This window comes from Parabacteroides sp. B2-S-102 (assembly GCF_023656665.1).
Lineage (GTDB): Bacteria > Bacteroidota > Bacteroidia > Bacteroidales > Tannerellaceae > Parabacteroides > Parabacteroides distasonis.
In genome coordinates, this window is the sequence record NZ_JAMOKM010000005.1 from 59,825 (window position 1) to 77,690 (window position 17,866).

Below are 17,866 nucleotides of genomic sequence, written 5' to 3' on the forward strand. Positions count from 1 at the left end.
GTTATCGTCTCAATACTTTACTCATCGGTGAACGGCCGCTCTCTCCCAATGCCTCGATCGAGAAATAATAGTCCGTATCCTTATCCAAGCCCCTGAAATCGTACATCGTATCTCCCAGTACCGTGATACTGTTGTACAATTTATCCGGCGCTATACCATAATAGATATTGTAAGCGTACGCCTCTTTTACCGGCTCCCAAGTGATCATCGCATTCCGCTTATCCGCTTTTGAGCGTTCCACCTTTAAGTTCTTAACGGCGGCGGGAGCTTCTCCCAAACCATTTCCAAAAATACGAAATCCAGACATAGCGAAGTTGCCCGAAGGCACATGTTCGTTCACTATTTTCAAATAACGGGTTTTCAAAGGCTCACGTAACTCGATATAGTCGTGCGGAACGTCCTTGTCGTTATCGCTCTTATCGACTACCAATTCCCAATTTTGTCCATCTATAGAATGATAAATACGATATTGATGATACAAGTCCATCGCCTTATTATGCTGTACGGCTCTATGCTCGTAATAGTTCAACTGGATCGCACGTACCTCTTTCAATCCCTCTAAAGAGATCTGGAGCCATTCACCCGGTTCTCCCGAGCGGGCGGACCAGAAAGTACGCATGCTCTCATCCGTTACATTCTCTGGTACTAACGTACTATCCATGGAAGAGGCCATCACCGGTTTTCCATACGATAGCAACATCCAACCGGAAAACGTATTCGCGATATCATCTACCTTCCCTTTCGGCGTAAGCAAAGGATAGTCCCCGAAAGCGGTGTTCGAATACATCACGCCATCCTTATCGAATGCCGTAGGGTACAAACCGATACGACGCTCAAACTTATATTTCAAAGAAAGCATGCAAGTAGCCACATGCCAGTAATTGCCATACGCATCCTCGAAAGTACCACCATGACCGGCACCTTGTACGAAACCTCCCGGTTTATAGCTCATCGGGTTATGTTTCTGGTAGGTGAACGGGCCCATCGGCTTGTCGGATACATAGACACCATCCGCATAGACCTTGAACTCCGTTCCCGGCGCACCGTATTGGAAATAATATTTACCGTTATGCTTGGTCACGAAAGCTCCTTCCGTAAAAGGCGCTAAAGTCGTACTATCGTCATTGTTCATCCCGAAACGTTCCCATCCGTGTTCTTCCGGGCGCAGCATCATGATCTCTTGGATCTTGCTAATCGGATGGAAATCACGGCGATCCAATTCCACTCCCTTCAAAGCGAACTCATTACTTGAACCATAGTACATATACAAACGTCCGTCATCATCCAGCAAAAATGCCGGGTCCCAGCTAGGAAGAGCCGTTTTCTCCACATACCGCTTGAACTTTCCGCTTTTCGGGTTCGTACTATACCAAATAGGCAATCCCGCATAGGTAGAACCGGTATAGAACAAGGTATCTCCACTTACGAAAGCCGCCGGAGCGCACAAGTCGTCATCTTCCGGATAACGTTGGAAACCGGCGAATACGAACTCCCAATTACTCAAGTCCTTGGAATAATAGAATCCGGCTTGGTTCGTGGCGAAAAGGAAATATTCCCCTTTATACATGACCATCATCGGATCGGCCGTAGAGCGGAAAGAGCCATTCTTCACCAAATCCGGCAGATTCGCCCGGAAGCAGTAGCTCAAATTCATCGGGTTGCAATAGGTAGAGGGATGATCGGCCGTAGCGTCGAACCAGCGGGTGGCTTGCTGAGGAGCTTTTACCCGTACATCACGAGGATCGGCCTCCATCCGGATATCTATTTTCGTATCGTTATCGCCAAAGGTGCGATAAGCGTACTTCATCCCCGGATAATACACGAATAACTCATGATCGTAGCGGCTTGCTTGTATCTTATAATAGCCTGTCGCATCGGTGGTATAATGAACCGGGCTGGCCGTGAACATCACCGTAGCGCCTTCCAAGGGCTTGCCGTCCGGTCCGGTAATCGTACCTTCCAGAAAATGTTTTTGGGATACGGTAATATAGTAATCACTTACCTGCCCCTTGATCACGATCACGGAATCTCCCCGCTCGTTTACTTGAGCGGCTGTTGGAGGAATCACAAAGATGGAAAAAAGAAGTGATATGAGAATATACTTATTGTATATTTTTAAAGGGGCGATATAAGTCCCTACATATTTTGCCCAAAACACGTACATGTTTTCGCTGAAACACGTACATGCTTTTCGGAAAACACGTACATGTTTTTCAAAAGAGTTGACAAGCTTATTTATATATTTGTGAATCACCATATTATATTATAATTAGTTATTGTATCTAGTTGTAGAGACGGGGCGTGCCCCGTCTCTACAACTGGATGTTATCATTTTAGGGATTCTATGCTTTGGATACCTTTCTGGACATCCGGATGACTCATGAAAAGGTTCCACAACAGATTCGTACGATAATTCTCGACCATAACCGTTACAGGTGCTTGATTCAATCCCATAAATAAGGGAGATACCCAATTTACAGTCAAGTTGAAAGCATCCCGGAAACCGTACTCACCCCATAAGAAGCTGCCGTGGTTACGATAATAATTCCGCAAGGCTTTCATGGAAGCGTCCGGCGTATAAGGGAAAGAAGCCAGAGCGCCCGTAGGTGCCATCGTTCCGTTATCCCTGTGCGGCATCGGCTCCTGAGCTTGATAGTTCCAAGCGAAATCGCTGGCGGTTAATCCCCAACAATCTTCTCCATAACCAACATACCCCCCTTGATTCTCGATACAATACCGTTGATTGATCTTTGCCATTTTCTGGTTGTTCTCGAAATAATTCGTGTACTTATCCGTGAACTTATGTGGGTCCAGCCCGAGATAGGAGTAATGGATAAAGAAAAGAGGACCTCCATTAGAGACACCTACTTTCAAGTTCTCCCCATAATAAGTATTGCCATTCGTATACATCTTACCATCTTCTACACGCCCCCAATCGGCACGGTATTCTTGCGCATACTCCTCTTGGCTGGCCCAGCCGCTATAATACATCTCCGGAGAGATTCCGTATTTCGGCCCCATGATAGCCAACATATAGGTAATCATGGTCTCATTCCAGCCGATCAATTTATGATTGATCACCCACGCCTGATCTGGAGACCAGTGCCAATATAGATATGGGCTGTCCTTAAATTGCTTATACCAGCTCCATTCCACGTTTTTCCATAGATTATCGATGCTCTTACGGATTTGTTTCTCCTTGTCATTCTCTTGGTTGAAATATTGACGAGCCGTTAACAGCCCTTGGAATAAGAAAGAGGTCTCCACCAAATCACCTCCATTATCTTTCGGGCCGAAGAAAGCGACTGTCTTCCCGGTTGTCCCATCGATAAAGTGAGAGACCGCCCCATGGAATTTATCCGCTTTCTCCAAGAAAGAAGTGATTTTCAAGAAACGCTGTACGCCCTCTTCCCGGGTGATAAATCCCCTTTCGATACCCGCCACGATCGCCATGATACCGAAGCCGGAAGCCCCGGTAGCGATCATATCATTCCGTCCGGGAATATTCTCACGGGCAAGACCGCTGTTCGGCTCCGCTCCCTCCCAATAATAACGGAAGTTCGCTTCCTGTACCATATCCAGCAATTGCTCGTCCGTCATTGGATAGGTAGTGGCCGAGACTGTCTGGGAATCATTGGATTCATTCAGCGCATAATCCACGGCCGTCACCTTATAATAAGCCTTTTTACCAACCTCTCCCAAGAAATCAGTATAACGATTCATCCAAGGGCGGCGGACAGCGACCGGCTGGTAAGTGATCCCGTCGAAAGAACGGTAAATGCGATAGTATTTTATATCCTCCTTCGATTGAGGAATCCATTTGATATCGATATGACGCTCATACGCCTTGGCTTCCTGCAAGACCGGAGCGTTTAAGGCACTTACCGACGGGAGGGAAGCCGGCAAAAGCTCTATATCGTCCAGATAAATCGTATATTCGTTTCCATCGGCCGTACCGGGACGAAGGGCTACAGCCGCTAATTTCTTGATGTTCGTATCGTTCACGGCGTTTAATCCGAAATCCTTCAAAGGAATGGATACGGAATGCCATACGCCGGGACGTGTATCTTTCAGATAATTTCTCAGGTTTAGGTATTGGGTATACGTGCTGTCCGCATAACGAATAGCGATATTGGGAAGAGCGGCAGCATTCATGCTCTCTCTCAGTTGTACTTGTAAAGAGAGCGTAGAGGGCTCACGAAAGAAGTCATTGCCACGGACCGGGCAATATTGTATCTCGCTATACCAATCTCCACCGGGAGCGGATACATAGGTAAGCTCCAAGGAATTGCCGGGAGTAAAAGCGACAGAGCCGGCAACTGGAAGATGATGTCTCGCATTTTTAATCCAAGAAGGTGAGGTATATTTCGCTTGAGAATAAAAGTAATCCCCTTTCATCAAGCTATTCTCGAAGAAAACATAGTCGTAAGGTTTCTCCACCGCTTGCAAGCTGGCGGATAATAAGAGAGTAGTTAGTAATGCGATGTGTTTCATGATGCTGATATTTATATAAATAAAGATATGATTTGAGATAAAATAGGCGGTGCCAAACGGGTTGACACCGCCTTGCCAAACTACAAAGGTCTAGTAAATAATGAGAATCTTATATTACTCTGTTACTTCCGGCTCAAAAGGCACAGGCTCAGCTTCTAAGTTAGGATTCAAGTCAATTTGATCCTGTGGTATCGGATAATATTCGCTTTCTCCTTTCACAAAACCCGGAAGTTCTTTAGTGGCTCTGTCCGTACGGACTAAATCGAAGAAACGTTCGCCCCATTCCAATGCCAACTCAACTTGACGCTCTTCCAGAATTTGATCCAAAGTCGCATTTGCAATCGGAGCTAAACCAGCACGTTCGCGAACCAAGTTTAATGGAGCGTCTCCATTTTGTCCCTTACGAACTTTAGCCTCAGCGTTCATTAACAACACATCAGCATAACGGAATACACGGATATTATTATTATCGCCATATCCAGTACGTCCCGGAGTCATTTGATTAGCCGGTGTATAAGCCTTTCCATTATAAGCAGTCGGTTCACCCGGTTGAGCGACAGGAATATAATCACCGTCACGAGTAGTGGCATCCGTCATGAGGAACGTTGTTTCCGCACGAACCGCTTCACCACGTTTAGAGAATAAATTACGGATTTTCTCAGTCGGCTCAATAAATGCCCATCCAGAGATAGGAGCCTCTCCACGAGGACCTTGGAACGCAAACCAGTTGTCAGAAGAAACGATATCACCACTTCCATTTCCAAAGTCAGTAAATTGATACTCTAGCAAAGACTCATTACACAATTTTCCCGGAATCTTAAACAACTCATAGAAGTCATTATACAACTCAAACTTTCCGCTATTGACGATATCCTCGGTCAAGGCCAATACCTCATCCCATTCATTATCATACATCTTCTGTTTCGCTTTCAACATCTCAGCGGTATATTTTGTAACCGCTCCCGGATGCTCAGACTCATTCGGACGAATAGCCGGTAAGTTTGCTATACAATAATCCAACTCGTCATAAATGTACTTCTTTACATCCTCTTTCGTATTCTTGAATACATTCAGTTCTTGATTGTCTAATAAAAGAGGCACATCGCCAAATAAATTTACCAACTGGAAATAAGCATATGCTCGGAAAAAGCGAACTTCAGCAGCATATTGAGCGTTTAATTGCTTGTCTGACTCACTCGTCAAATGTTTAGCGTAATTCTCTAAAGACTCCAATGCTGAATTAGAAGTAGAGACAACATAATAGCAGTTTCCCCAAAGGCCACTTAATGCCCAGAAAGTAGTCAAACGATCATACTGGAATTTACTAGCATACTCATACTCAATCTGGTCCGTAGGAGATCCTCCTTTATTCACATCGTCACCGCGAACTATGATACATCCATACGAGGACCAAGACCCCAGATAACCACGAGCGGTCGCATATACACCGGAAACAGGCATATACATATTCGATTTATTCGTATAATCAATACCCTCTACCTCTACAGTATTCTCTGGAAGCTTATCCAAGTAATCACTACAACTGGATGTCAGCAATGAAAAGGCTAAAGGGATAGCCCATAAAATCTGTTTTTTTAATATATTTTTCATATACTTTTGATTAGCATTTAAAGATTAATAAATAATACGAAGACCTAACGTATAAGAAGATGCTAAAGGATATACACGCTCATCAAATCCATAAGAAGAAGATGCTATCTCACCTTTCTCGTTCTTACTACCCAACTCTGGGCTGAAGCTGTTTGCCTTGAAAACAGTCAAAGGACGATCAGCAGTCAAGCTCAAACGAATGCTCGGCATCTTGAATTTTCCAAAGTCTTTCTTCGGGAATGTATAAGCAACTTGTACATTCTGAATACGGAAATAAGAACCATCTTCTACATAGAATGAGTTAAAGTTAGAGATATTCCAAGGTTTTACAGAACCTTTCGCAGACATATATTCGTTAGTAGAGCCCTCACCTGTCCAACGATTCTCGAACTGATCTAAGTCATAGTTCAATTCAGAGTGCCAACGGCGGTCACCACGTTTACGGTTTACGATCTGGTTTCCAGCTACACCTTGCATAACCATAGAGAAATCGAAATTCTTGTAAGAGAATCCTAAGTTGATACCGTAATTGAAGTTCGGGATATAAGAACCCAATGTTACACGGTCTTTATTATCAATCTTACCATCCTTATTTTGGTCAACATACTTGAAATCTCCGGGCTCCAAACCATTTGCTACAGCAATCGGATCTGCAGCGATCTCTGCGGCATTCTGATAAACACCCTCAATATCATATCCATAGTAAGCATTCAACTCACCACCAACTTGAGAAATCGTACGGAACTCCGCAGAACCACCATATAAATAAGATAAACCATTCAAATCTTTTACCTCATTGTGCAAGGTTGTCAAGTTTGCTCCAATGTAGTAAGAGAAATCTTTACCGATCTTATCAGCCCAGTTAAAAGACAACTCAACACCTGTATTCAAAATCTCACCTCTGTTACCTAATAAGTTACCGGCACCCATTGGCAGAGGAGCATCGATCACGGCATTTTGAGTCAAACGATAATACCAGTCTGCCTCTATTGTCAAACGGCTATTCAACGTACGAAAATCTAAACCGACGTTCGTCTCATTCACGACTTCCCAACCTAACCAACTAAAATAAACCAAGTTCGTATAACCAGGAACAGCGCTTCCTCCAAATATACCAGAGGTACCCATATCTTGCGTAATGGAAGCGAAACCATCACTAGCCGCAACCTTATCGTTACCTAACTTACCCCAGCTCGCACGTAATTTCAGATAATCAACCCATTTCTGATCTTTCATGAATCCTTCTTCTGAAATATTCCAAGCAGCACCTACAGAAGGGAAATAACCCCATTTCTCTTGGTATTTGGAAGAACCATCAGCACGCATTGTAGCAGACAATAAATATTTGCCTTTATAATCATAAGATACACGACCGAACCAAGAAACACCACGATAAGTCGTACCGTCATCGCCAGTTTTACGTCCATCCGCATTACCTTGATTCAAATAGTAATATTCCTCGTGTCCGCCCGGAACACCTGTAGCTTCTCCCCATAGGTTACGCCAGTTCTCTTCACGTACGGATTGACCCAACATCGCGGTTAAACCATGATCACCGAACGTATCTGTATAGGTCAATGTATTATCTAAAATCCAACTGTGATAAATATCATTCTTCTTATTCAAAAGGGGAGTCGAATTCAACTGAGTTCCACCAACCAAAAATTCTGGAGTATAAGCTCTTGTCTGGATAACATTGATATCTTGACTATAAGCCGTTTTAAAGAATAACTTATTCTCCGGCAAGAAGTCGAATTGCGCATAGAAAGAAGGCATTACGCGCAACATTGAATTTTTAGAATCATAATACTCCGCTTGAGCAACCGGATTGTAGTAATACTCACTCAAACCGATTTGGGCAGGAGAACCATATTTCGTAGGATACGGATTCAAGGAGCTATTTTCATCATATACAGGAATAATACCCGGTGTACGGAAAGCTGCTAACCAAACCTCGCCGTTTGGCAAGTTTTGCGTAGAGTTGCTCAAAACAACGTTAGCTCCTACTTTCAACCAATCAAAAGCCTTATAATCCGCTTTCGTACGCAAATTGAAACGAGAGTAATCATTTTTAGAATCCAAGATACCATCTTGATACAAATAAGAGGTACCCACAGAATAAGTAGCTTTTTCAGTACCTCCAGAAATGTCTAAAGAATGGTTGTGAGTTAAAGCTGTATGTAAGATCTCATCATACCAGTTTGTATTCGGAAGTGTTCCCCAAACATTTTTAGCGTTATTTACAACAGCCTGTAAGGTTTCATTACCCATCTCACTGATCATAGTCGCATATTGCTCACTATTAGCCATTTTCAATACATTCGTAGCCTTTTGAAAGCCAACATAACCATCATAAGTAACCGTAGCAGGACGATTCAACGCACCTTTCTTTGTCGTAACCAAGACTACGCCATTCGCCGCACGTACACCATAAATAGAAGCGGCAGAAGCATCTTTCAAAATAGACAAATCTTGAATATCACTATTATTCAAAAAATCAATATTATCAAAGAACATTCCATCTACAACATACAAAGGTTGGCTATCCGTATTCATAGAACCGATACCACGAATACGTACGGAAGGACCGGAACCTGGCTGGCCACTATTCGTAATCTGCACACCCGGCACTTTTCCTTGCAAAGCACTCATCGGAGATGATGTCGCATGTTTCGTAATCTCATCAGCCTTGATCACGGCAATTGGAGCTGTCAAATCCTTAGCCTTACTCGTACCATAACCGATAACGACAACCTCTTCCAAGTTTTGCGTATCCTCACTCATAAGAACATTTACTACAGTCTGTCCGTTAACCGGAACTTCTTGTGTAGTCATACCTACATAACTAAATACTAAAGTCGCATTCTTGGGAACATTACTCAAAGTATAGTCTCCATCCATAGAGGTTATGGTACCGTTAGTCGTACCCTTAACCAAAACACTCACCCCGATAGCCGGGTATCCTGTGGCCTTTTCAGTTACCACACCAGTAACTGTCAGATTCTGCGCAAACATTGTTGTCGCGGCAAGTAACAGGCATAAACAAAGCATTAATTTAGCTTTCATTCATTCTAGTTTTAAAGTTGAACATTTGTTTTTACACTCATTATTAAATTTGAAGCAAATGAACACCCAAACCTAAAAAAGGGCAAATTTTTGTATACTTCAACACTACTGCAAGCCTTGCGCAAGCAGAAAATTACTACTTTTATACTACTGCAATACATATTAATTATCTTATTTTCAGTTATAATACATTTGTTAATTCAAAAGGAGAACATTATATGTTATTAAACACATCTCACTAAATATGGGAACACAAAAATGACAAGGAAAACTCATAGTTATGATTTTCTTATTTCATAGTTATGATATTTTTCATTCATAACTATGAAATTTCTTAGTGGAACTGGATCATGAAATCTACCAAGCTTTGCCCCTCCGGTAGATTTAGTTTTTTACGCAATCGATAGCGCGCCGCCTCGATACCACGTACGGAAAGATTTTGCATACGAGCCATATCCTTAGTTGGCATATTCAAACGTAATAAAGCGCATAATCGTAAATCGCCCGGAGTCAAATCGGGATACCGCTCTTTTAGATTCGTAAAGAACTTTTCGTGGATACGATCGAAATTAGTCTGGAAAATGGCCCATTCATCCTCGCCTGATATATTCTCTTCGATCATGCGGATGAGCTTATCGAAGAATCGTTTCGTATAACTTCCTGATAATTGTTGAGCTTGTATTTCCTTTTTTAGACCTTCAAGGAAATCATTATGAGAGATAACAGACAAAGTAGCACTGGCTAATTCCTTACTCTTATAAGTAAGGTCATTTTCTAATTTTTCATTCTCTAGCTTGACAATTAATTGCTCTTGCGCCCTCAATTGCTCTTCTTGCAATCTCTTTTGCTCCTCGTTAACTTTTTTCTCACGCATGACAATCCACATCGTATACATTCTCACTAATACGACCAGTATACATAAAAACAAAGCAAAATAGATGATCAGCGCCCACCAAGAGCTATAAAATGGACGTTCGATCTTGAATGGATAAGACAGAGAAGATAGCTCTTTTCCTCGATCGTCTTTCACAACCGCATGTAACACAAAATTACCATAGGGTAAATTAGAATAAGTCCGTTGAAAATTACTGGTGCCTTCTATCCATTCATTATCAAATCCGTCCAATTTATAATAGATCAGGAAACGGCGCCCCGTAAAATCCGGATACGAAAACTTGAAAAGGATTGTATTATAACTATAACTCAATGCGGACGCACCAGCTTCCGGTGCGTCCGCTCCCTTGCAAGGGAGCGGAGCGAACTCATTTTCGTGCCGATTATAAGCTCTTACTTGCGACAAACTCAATGGAACTCGAGTCGTATCCACATAATTCCGGTATCTGTCATAACGAGCGATCCCCCCGTTTAGACAAAAATAAGACGTCCCGTCGGAAGCCACATAAATATTTCCCCTATCCTCTATGGTCGGATTATCAAACAAAGTAAAAGGAATACGCTGTTTTAACTGGAATCGCCCGGACTCATATCCTAACAATACATATTCCGAATTCCGGATAAAACAATATAAATCATTATTCAAGGAAACAACTCGATAGGTATCGCTTAACTCGGGAAAATCCTCATTCAACAAATCATAAGGAACGATCTTTCCAGTCAAATCCTCATAAGTATAAAACTTACTCCCATCCGAGAAAACAATACGTCCGCGTAATTTCATTACATTAATCGTACCACTCTCATTACCTTCCTCCAGTTTTCCGATATACTCCATCTCTTTCACACTCCTCAAATCCTCATTCAAGCGAAGACGATAGATACCTTTATACATATGGCTAGCCCATATATTGCCGGTAGGGTCAACCTCAAACGATTTGATCAAATTAGAGAATCCTTCTACATTATGGCTAAATTTCCAACGATTAGTAACCATATCCCGGGTGAAAACACTGAGTAGACGGTAAGACATCTGGAGTAAAACTTCCTTTCCATGGATAATTGTCTTACGTAATGCGGTACCCCCTCCATTGGGCCCCGGTATCTGAGTAGCTTTTCGGCCCTCTAGCTGTAAGGTACCTGTATTATGTCCGGCAATCAGTTGATTTCCGACATCGGAGATATACCATGTCTGTTCTTGAGTACCGGGAATCAAGGTTGGATAACTATCATTCTCAGATAACGCATAAAGACCTTGGTTCGTAGCTAAATAAACAATACCCTTCTCTATCACCATATCATGCACCATACCAATCTGGGCCTCAAGCGGTTCATAAAAATAGATCGGAGAATTCACATGTATCTGCGCGATACCATTATCCAATGTAACCCATAAATTATCCGAATTATCAGCAAATACTCTCAATACCGTATTATTAATCAAGCCATTCTCCCTGTTGATATGCCACAAAGTTTCCCCCTGCTTATTAATCGCTACAACCCCATTAGAAATCGTACCCACAATAAAAGTAGAATCTTTCATCATGACTCCCCGGTTTGCGATCCCTTCCTTTAATATCTCATTGGCTGGTGTATTCCACACAGACAATTTTTTACGCACCTCATCATAGATAAAACATCCACTACGAGCCGAGACCAATAATAGCTGATGATCAAATGGCAAGACCGAAACCACATCATCCTCCAAAACCTTTTTCGATAGTAACTCTGTAAACTGGCCGTCATCCATTCGACAAAAGCTTCCTCCCTCCATGAACTGAACGTATAGATGATCGTCTAATGTGAAAATATACAATGGAGACAGGTCGGATACACCTTTTCTTACTTTTTCCCCGTCATAAATAAAAAAGCTCCGGAATGATTGAAAATAAATCTCACCCTTATATTCATTAATCGTCCAGAACTCATCATTATTCAGATAGACGTTCATCTCAGACGAACTGAGTGAATGATAAATCAGATCATTCTCATCATCCATCTCAAAATACCCGAACTCCTCGAAAGAGCCGACATAAATACGTCCGTCCTTCGATATATACAAAGCACGGACACCTAGATTATTCGGTAATTTCACAAGATCCCAGTGAATACCGTCAAAAACCAAAAGCCCCCGGTTATTCCCAATATACATCTTTCCTCCCGGACCTTGGGAGACGGCCCAATTCTGGTTTCCCGCTTTGTAATCGCTTACGGAATAATTGATGATTTTAGGAATATAGGGTACCTTCGCATTCCCCGTTATACAAAATAACAAGGCAATAACGCAACAAATCAACATACGAACCAACGTCCTCTTAAGTATCTCCTTCACTATATAGTACAGAATGTTATGTACCACAAAAGTAAATAAAAAAACATCACGTTACACCCTACTTCTTATAAACTCTCACATAATCAATCTCGAACACATGTGGAAAAAGAGAATCATCAATACCCTTTTGGCCTCCCCAATTCCCACCGATCGCCAGATTCAGCAAGATATGAAAGCGTTTATCGTAAGGCCAAACCTCATAGCCTGTCCCCTCGTTCTTAAATGTAAAGTATAATTGATCATCTACATAAAGCCGGTACTCATCTTCCTCCCATTCCAAGGCGTACACGTGAAACGCTTTATAACAATCCGGACACGCAATTTTAGCATTTTTTTGAGTTCCGATCGCATGATTATATTTTTCCGTATGCGAAGAACCTACGATCGTGTCGGGATCATAGCCCACATTTTCCATAATATCTATTTCCCCGCTTTTTGGCCAATCCCCGTATTCCCAATCCGTTGGAAGCATCCAGATGGCCGGCCATGTCCCTCGTCCAGTCGGGAGTTTCGCCCGAATCTCAAAACGTCCGTACAACCAATCCCCTTTTCCTTTCGTAATCAGGCGAGCCGATGTATATGAACGACCTTCCATCGGTTCTTTCAAGGCCGTAATCCTCAACACCCCATCCGAGACCCAAGCGTTCTCCTTTCTGCCGGATGTATAATATTGAGCCTCGTTATTTCCCCATTGATATACATTACCTTCCGTATCATAAGACCATTTCGTAGAATCAGGAAATCCCGTATAGTCAAACTCCTCACTCCATATCAATTTCCACCCGCCTTTATCCATTGGGTGCAGACAAATCGATATCACTAGCATTCGCCAGACTGCTCAAGAAAACACTATATAGGATAAAACCAAACAAAAGAAATGAACGTGACATAACAATATAGATTTAAATCAGAATTTCCACAAATATATGAAAAATAAATAAAAGTGTAGATGAAAAACACATCGCAAGGTTATCCCCGCAATTATACTGCAAATACCACAGGAGATATACTTCAAGTGGCAGAGAAGATATACTTCATGGCCAAAGTAAGTACTACCCCATTTTCCCTAGGGATTTATCGGATAAGCTATCTATACGAGAAAATGTCACAAAATAAAAAAGGGATGCCACAATTGACATCCCTCTCTCTGGATTGTTGAGTTGTCTCACGAGGATTCGAACCTCGACAGACAGAACCAAAAACTGTAGTGCTACCATTACACCATGAGACAATCCGATTGCTTTACTAAAGCGATGCAAAGGTAAGAATAAAATCTTACCTTGCAAATTTTTTGATTATTTTTTTACTTTGCGATCAACAAATAATAATTTTTCTTACCTCTTTGAACCAATAAATACTTATCGTCAAGCAGTGAAGAACAGTCGATTACAGTATCAACCTCCGCTAATTTCTCTTTGTTAAAACTTACGCCACCACTTTGTACCAATTTACGCATCTCACCTTTTGAAGGGAAGATAGCGGCTTTTTCAGTACACAAATCAACAGCCTTGATTCCTGCGGCCAATTCATCACGGGAGATATCGAAATGAGGAACACCCTCGAATACGGCTAGTAATGTGTCCTCATCCAATTTCAACAAAGCCTCGTGCGTGGAGTTACCAAACAAGATATTGGAAGCCTCGACAGCGGCCTCATAATCTTCCAAAGAGTGAACCATAACAGTCACCTCTTTCGCCAAACGTTTCTGCAACGGACGCAAATGAGGAGCGGCCTCTTGCTCCGCCTCCAAAGCGGCGATCTCTTCTTGGCTCAAGTCCGTGAAGATCTTGATATATTTGGCGGCGTCAGCGTCGCTTACGTTTAACCAGAATTGATAGAATTTATACGGAGAAGTATAGCGACGATCCAACCAGATATTACCGGATTCCGTCTTTCCGAACTTACCACCGTCAGCCTTCGTGATTAACGGGCAAGTCAAGGCATAAGCCTCCCCTCCCAACGTACGACGGATCAATTCCGTTCCAGTCGTGATATTACCCCATTGATCAGTACCACCCATCTGTAGGCGGCAACCCTCATGCTCATACAAATACAAATAATCGTAGCCTTGTAGCAATTGATAAGAAAACTCGGTGAAAGACATACCTACACTAGATTCGCGGCTCAAACGTTTCTTCACTGAATCCTTAGCCATCATGTAGTTCACGGTAATATGCTTACCAATATCACGGATAAAATTCAAGAAAGAATAACCCTTCATCCAGTCATAGTTGTTCACCAACTTAGCGGCATTAGGAGCGTCGGAGTCAAAATCAAGGAACTTAGCCAATTGTTTCTTGATGCAATCCTGATTGTGACGAAGAGTAGCCTCGTCCAGCAAATTACGCTCGGCAGACTTCATAGACGGGTCACCGATCATACCGGTAGCGCCACCCACTAAAGCGATAGGACGATGACCGGCACGTTGGAAATGCTTCAGCATCATCACACTTACTAAGTGTCCGATATGCAAAGAGTCTGCCGTTGGGTCAATCCCCACATAGGCCGATGTCAACTCTTTCTGCAATTGCTCTTCCGTCCCGGGCATCATATCAGCGATCATGCCCCTCCATCTTAATTCTTCTACAAAATTCATCGTATTAATTTATATCGTATTACATTAATATATTTGTCACTTTATCTCATACGAGGCAAAGGTACGACTTTTTAATTGAGAATCGAAAATTGATAATTGATAATTATCCGTTTAGGTGGAAGATAGAAACGTTTTTAGCGATTTGAATCCGCAGCTTTTCTTCCGGAATATCCAACGCTTCCGCTACATTTTGGTAGACCCCGCGGATATCAATCGATTTATCATCGGTCTCCAAGAAAAGGAAATCAGGCCATGCGGCACGCAAAGCCGATGGATTAAAACGATCTCCAAAGGAGAGATAAAACCCCAAGCGAACCAATTGGGAGGCAAGTTCACCATTACCTCGAAAGCCATGGATAATCCAAGGCATCTCCGGTTTCACGGCCTTTTTACAGGCAATGAGATCCGCCCACGCTTTTACGCAATGGATGATTAATGGCTTATGTGTTTCCTCCGCTAAATTGGCTTGTGCCAGAAACACCTCTTTTTGCAAATCTATTGGAGATTCGGCCAGTGTATCAAGTCCAGCCTCTCCGATCGCCACGACTCCCGAACCAGACACCAATACCCTAAGTAGGTCCATCTGCTCCTTTACATTATATATATACCACGGATGGATACCATATGAGCGAATAACCGTATCAAGAAGTGGACCCGGCTGCATATCACCCATTGGACTCACGATCCTATTTATAATCGCAATATCCTCCTTATGGAAAGGCATCTGATGCGTATGTATATCATAATAACCCATGGCGTTACGGAACCGGATCATAACCGCTCCCACCCCAAGGATGGCAACGAAGTATTCGTTTAACCGCAAGATACAATCCTTTCACAGGGCCATATTTCTTCAAGGCTTGCACCGCATATTCGGAACAAGTGGGCGTATACCTGCACGAAGCCGGTGTCATAGGAGAGATACAATATTTATAGAAATAAACCGGCAATAAGAGTAATGTGGTAAAAAAGCGTCTCATTATTCTTTATCCCGAAGGATATGGATCGCTTTCTTCATTGCCTTTTCCATCGCAGCGTACGGATGGATCTCTTTATCGAGGTACAGGAAAGCGATTAACATGCCCTTATTCTTCGCTTCCAACGGTTCCAGTAAATCATATTTACGAACCCGGTAAGCCTCACGTACCTGTCGTTTGATCAAGTTACGCTTTACGGCTCTCTTAAATTTTTTCTTCGGTACACTCACTAAGAAGGAAGCACGGGCAGGCATCTCTTCCTCCATCGGTAAATAAACGACCCGCAGTGGAAACGCCACGAACGATTGTCCTTTTTCGAATAATAGGTCAATGTAACGTTTCCACGACAGGCGTTCTTCTTTTGAAAGGGTATACCTTTTTGTCGTCATTATTTTTTACCGTCTTGCTGTTTTTTCAGATATAAATCCAAAGCAGCAGTCATAGAAGGGGCTTCCACCGTGGGAGCCTCAACGTCCAAACGCAGACCCGCATCTTTAACAGCCTTTGCCGTAGTAGGGCCAAAGCAGCCGATCTTTATATCGTCTTGCTTGAAATCCGGGAAGTTCTTCAATAAGGAAGAGATACCCGACGGACTAAAGAAAACCAACATATCATAATCGAATTTCTCGTCCTTCGCGAAATCATTGCTCACCGTACGGAACATCACCGCTTTCGTATAGTTGATTTTCTTCGCATCTAACAAAGCGAATAGATCATCTTTATGTACATCGGAAACAGGTACTAGGTATTTCTCCTTCGCATGTTTGGCGATAACAGTCACCAAATCATCTGCCTTACCGGTCTGACCATAAAAAATCTTACGTTTTCTATAAACGATATACTTCTGGAGATAAACAGCGATCGCCTCTGTCATACAGAAATACTTCATCGTTTCCGGGATAGCCACACGCAATTCCTCGCATAAATGAAAGAAATGATCGATAGCCGTACGAGCCGTAAAAATAACGGCGGTATGATCCAAAACCGAGATTCGTTGCTGCCTGAACTCCTTGGAAGATAAAGGTTCAACCTTGATGAACGGGCGGAAATCTATTTCCACACCGTATTTTTCTGCAATATCGAAATATGGTGATTTCTCCGATGCAGGCTTCGGTTGTGATACCAATAATTTTTTAATATTCAATGCCATAGAGTACTTGACTCGATAAAGTTATACAAATAAATAATGCCTTCATACAGAAAAACTAAAGGCAATATTTCTTGGCCGCAAAGGTACAAACTAATATATAAAAAACTGCTATTTTTCCTGTGAAATATCCGTATGGTCTTATAAATTATCACAAAACGACACAGAATATAGAAAAATACAAACAACAAAACAGGAATCTGTATACTGCTCCCCACGAATACCAACCAAAGTGCCGGAATGTATAAACAAATCCCCCACGCTCCTATAATAGCGTTATAATTAGTCTTCCAAAACTTGTATTTCGGAGCGTCCGTAAAAACAACCCCCAATAAATAATAGAAACAGCGCTTACACCAATAAAACAGCATCAATACCATCATTATCAACCCAATAGATATCAATACCGTATTTTCTAGCAAATGGTTGAAATACCCATATGCCCTAGCGATAGCAAAAAGGCAAACGCTACAAAGAAACAAGGCTTGAAACGTCATGAAATTCCGGAAGAGCCATTCGCTCCCCCTCGTTACCTCAAATAAATTTTGACGTTCTTTCACATATACCACATCACGCATCATCTTCAGGAATAAACGATAATTGGTACGGAACACCAACGCAAAACACATAAATAAGACGAACAAAAGGCTAAAGACCACATCGTCCACCAATTGTCCGTCCCACAAACGAATCCCTACATATCCTTCAAATGTACCCATGTGCCGCTATTATCGGCACAAAGGTACATA

Annotated in this window: 12 protein-coding genes; all 12 read right to left on the reverse strand. The window is 42.3% G+C overall.

Annotation, left to right across the window (positions count from 1 at the left end; genetic code table 11):
• Position 1: 1 nt before the first annotated feature.
• The 12 genes from NBH07_RS08615 to NBH07_RS08670 all read right to left on the reverse strand — a co-directional run bounded on the left by NBH07_RS08615 (position 2) and on the right by NBH07_RS08670 (position 17,836).
• On the reverse strand, positions 2-2,158 hold the full coding sequence (locus NBH07_RS08615; RefSeq protein WP_156682753.1) for a family 43 glycosylhydrolase: 2,157 nt from the start codon (positions 2,156-2,158) through the stop codon (positions 2-4).
• A gap of 170 nt (positions 2,159-2,328) precedes the next feature.
• Complete coding sequence (locus NBH07_RS08620; RefSeq protein WP_156682754.1) at positions 2,329-4,494, reverse strand: exo beta-1,2-glucooligosaccharide sophorohydrolase; 2,166 nt, start codon at positions 4,492-4,494, stop codon at positions 2,329-2,331.
• A 114-nt stretch (positions 4,495-4,608) separates the two neighbouring features.
• Positions 4,609-6,105 carry a RagB/SusD family nutrient uptake outer membrane protein gene (locus tag NBH07_RS08625; RefSeq protein WP_009016767.1) on the reverse strand — a complete coding sequence of 499 codons (1,497 nt, stop codon included), beginning with the start codon at positions 6,103-6,105 and terminating at the stop codon, positions 4,609-4,611.
• A 24-nt stretch (positions 6,106-6,129) separates the two neighbouring features.
• Positions 6,130-9,171: a SusC/RagA family TonB-linked outer membrane protein gene (locus tag NBH07_RS08630; protein WP_005863650.1), complete on the reverse strand. Its 3,042-nt coding sequence runs from the start codon at positions 9,169-9,171 to the stop codon at positions 6,130-6,132.
• Positions 9,172-9,505: 334 nt separating this feature from the next.
• A complete protein-coding gene (locus NBH07_RS08635; RefSeq protein ID WP_284706082.1) occupies positions 9,506-12,364 on the reverse strand; it encodes a helix-turn-helix and ligand-binding sensor domain-containing protein in 2,859 nt (952 codons plus the stop codon).
• 91 nt (positions 12,365-12,455) lie between these two features.
• Positions 12,456-13,223: a glycoside hydrolase family 16 protein gene (locus tag NBH07_RS08640; protein WP_009016769.1), complete on the reverse strand. Its 768-nt coding sequence runs from the start codon at positions 13,221-13,223 to the stop codon at positions 12,456-12,458.
• 477 nt (positions 13,224-13,700) lie between these two features.
• The gene (gene tyrS / locus NBH07_RS08645; protein ID WP_008778966.1) at positions 13,701-14,993 is read right to left on the reverse strand and encodes a tyrosine--tRNA ligase; all 1,293 of its coding nucleotides are present in this window, start codon (positions 14,991-14,993) and stop codon (positions 13,701-13,703) included.
• Between the two features lie 103 nt (positions 14,994-15,096).
• Positions 15,097-15,768: a TatD family hydrolase gene (locus tag NBH07_RS08650; RefSeq protein WP_156682755.1), complete on the reverse strand. Its 672-nt coding sequence runs from the start codon at positions 15,766-15,768 to the stop codon at positions 15,097-15,099.
• Entirely contained in the window at positions 15,752-15,973 is a 222-nt protein-coding gene (gene yidD / locus NBH07_RS08655) for a membrane protein insertion efficiency factor YidD (RefSeq protein WP_005863660.1), read from the reverse strand. The genes NBH07_RS08650 and yidD overlap by 17 nt, the downstream gene beginning before the upstream one ends.
• Entirely contained in the window at positions 15,973-16,359 is a 387-nt protein-coding gene (rnpA, locus tag NBH07_RS08660; protein WP_009016771.1) for a ribonuclease P protein component, read from the reverse strand. Before rnpA ends, yidD begins: the two co-directional genes overlap by 1 nt.
• Entirely contained in the window at positions 16,359-17,114 is a 756-nt protein-coding gene (locus tag NBH07_RS08665) for a uroporphyrinogen-III synthase (RefSeq protein ID WP_029257164.1), read from the reverse strand. The genes rnpA and NBH07_RS08665 overlap by 1 nt, the downstream gene beginning before the upstream one ends.
• Positions 17,111-17,836 (reverse strand): DUF4271 domain-containing protein, encoded by a 726-nt coding sequence (locus NBH07_RS08670; RefSeq protein WP_008773164.1) that lies wholly within the window; start codon positions 17,834-17,836, stop codon positions 17,111-17,113. The genes NBH07_RS08665 and NBH07_RS08670 overlap by 4 nt, the downstream gene beginning before the upstream one ends.
• Positions 17,837-17,866: the final 30 nt, after the last annotated feature.

Bases quoted from the DNA above. Each gene is read 5' to 3' on its own strand.
- rnpA (WP_009016771.1), bottom strand. From the start codon at position 16,359: ATGACGACAAAAAGGTATACCCTTTCAAAAGAAGAACGCCTGTCGTGG.
- NBH07_RS08670 (WP_008773164.1), bottom strand. From the start codon at position 17,836: ATGGGTACATTTGAAGGATATGTAGGGATTCGTTTGTGGGACGGACAA.
- NBH07_RS08625 (WP_009016767.1), bottom strand. From the start codon at position 6,105: ATGAAAAATATATTAAAAAAACAGATTTTATGGGCTATCCCTTTAGCC.
- tyrS (WP_008778966.1), bottom strand. From the start codon at position 14,993: ATGAATTTTGTAGAAGAATTAAGATGGAGGGGCATGATCGCTGATATG.
- NBH07_RS08640 (WP_009016769.1), bottom strand. From the start codon at position 13,223: ATGCTAGTGATATCGATTTGTCTGCACCCAATGGATAAAGGCGGGTGG.
- NBH07_RS08620 (WP_156682754.1), bottom strand. From the start codon at position 4,494: ATGAAACACATCGCATTACTAACTACTCTCTTATTATCCGCCAGCTTG.
- yidD (WP_005863660.1), bottom strand. From the start codon at position 15,973: ATGAGACGCTTTTTTACCACATTACTCTTATTGCCGGTTTATTTCTAT.
- NBH07_RS08635 (WP_284706082.1), bottom strand. From the start codon at position 12,364: ATGTTGATTTGTTGCGTTATTGCCTTGTTATTTTGTATAACGGGGAAT.
- NBH07_RS08650 (WP_156682755.1), bottom strand. From the start codon at position 15,768: ATGATCCGGTTCCGTAACGCCATGGGTTATTATGATATACATACGCAT.
- NBH07_RS08630 (WP_005863650.1), bottom strand. From the start codon at position 9,171: ATGAAAGCTAAATTAATGCTTTGTTTATGCCTGTTACTTGCCGCGACA.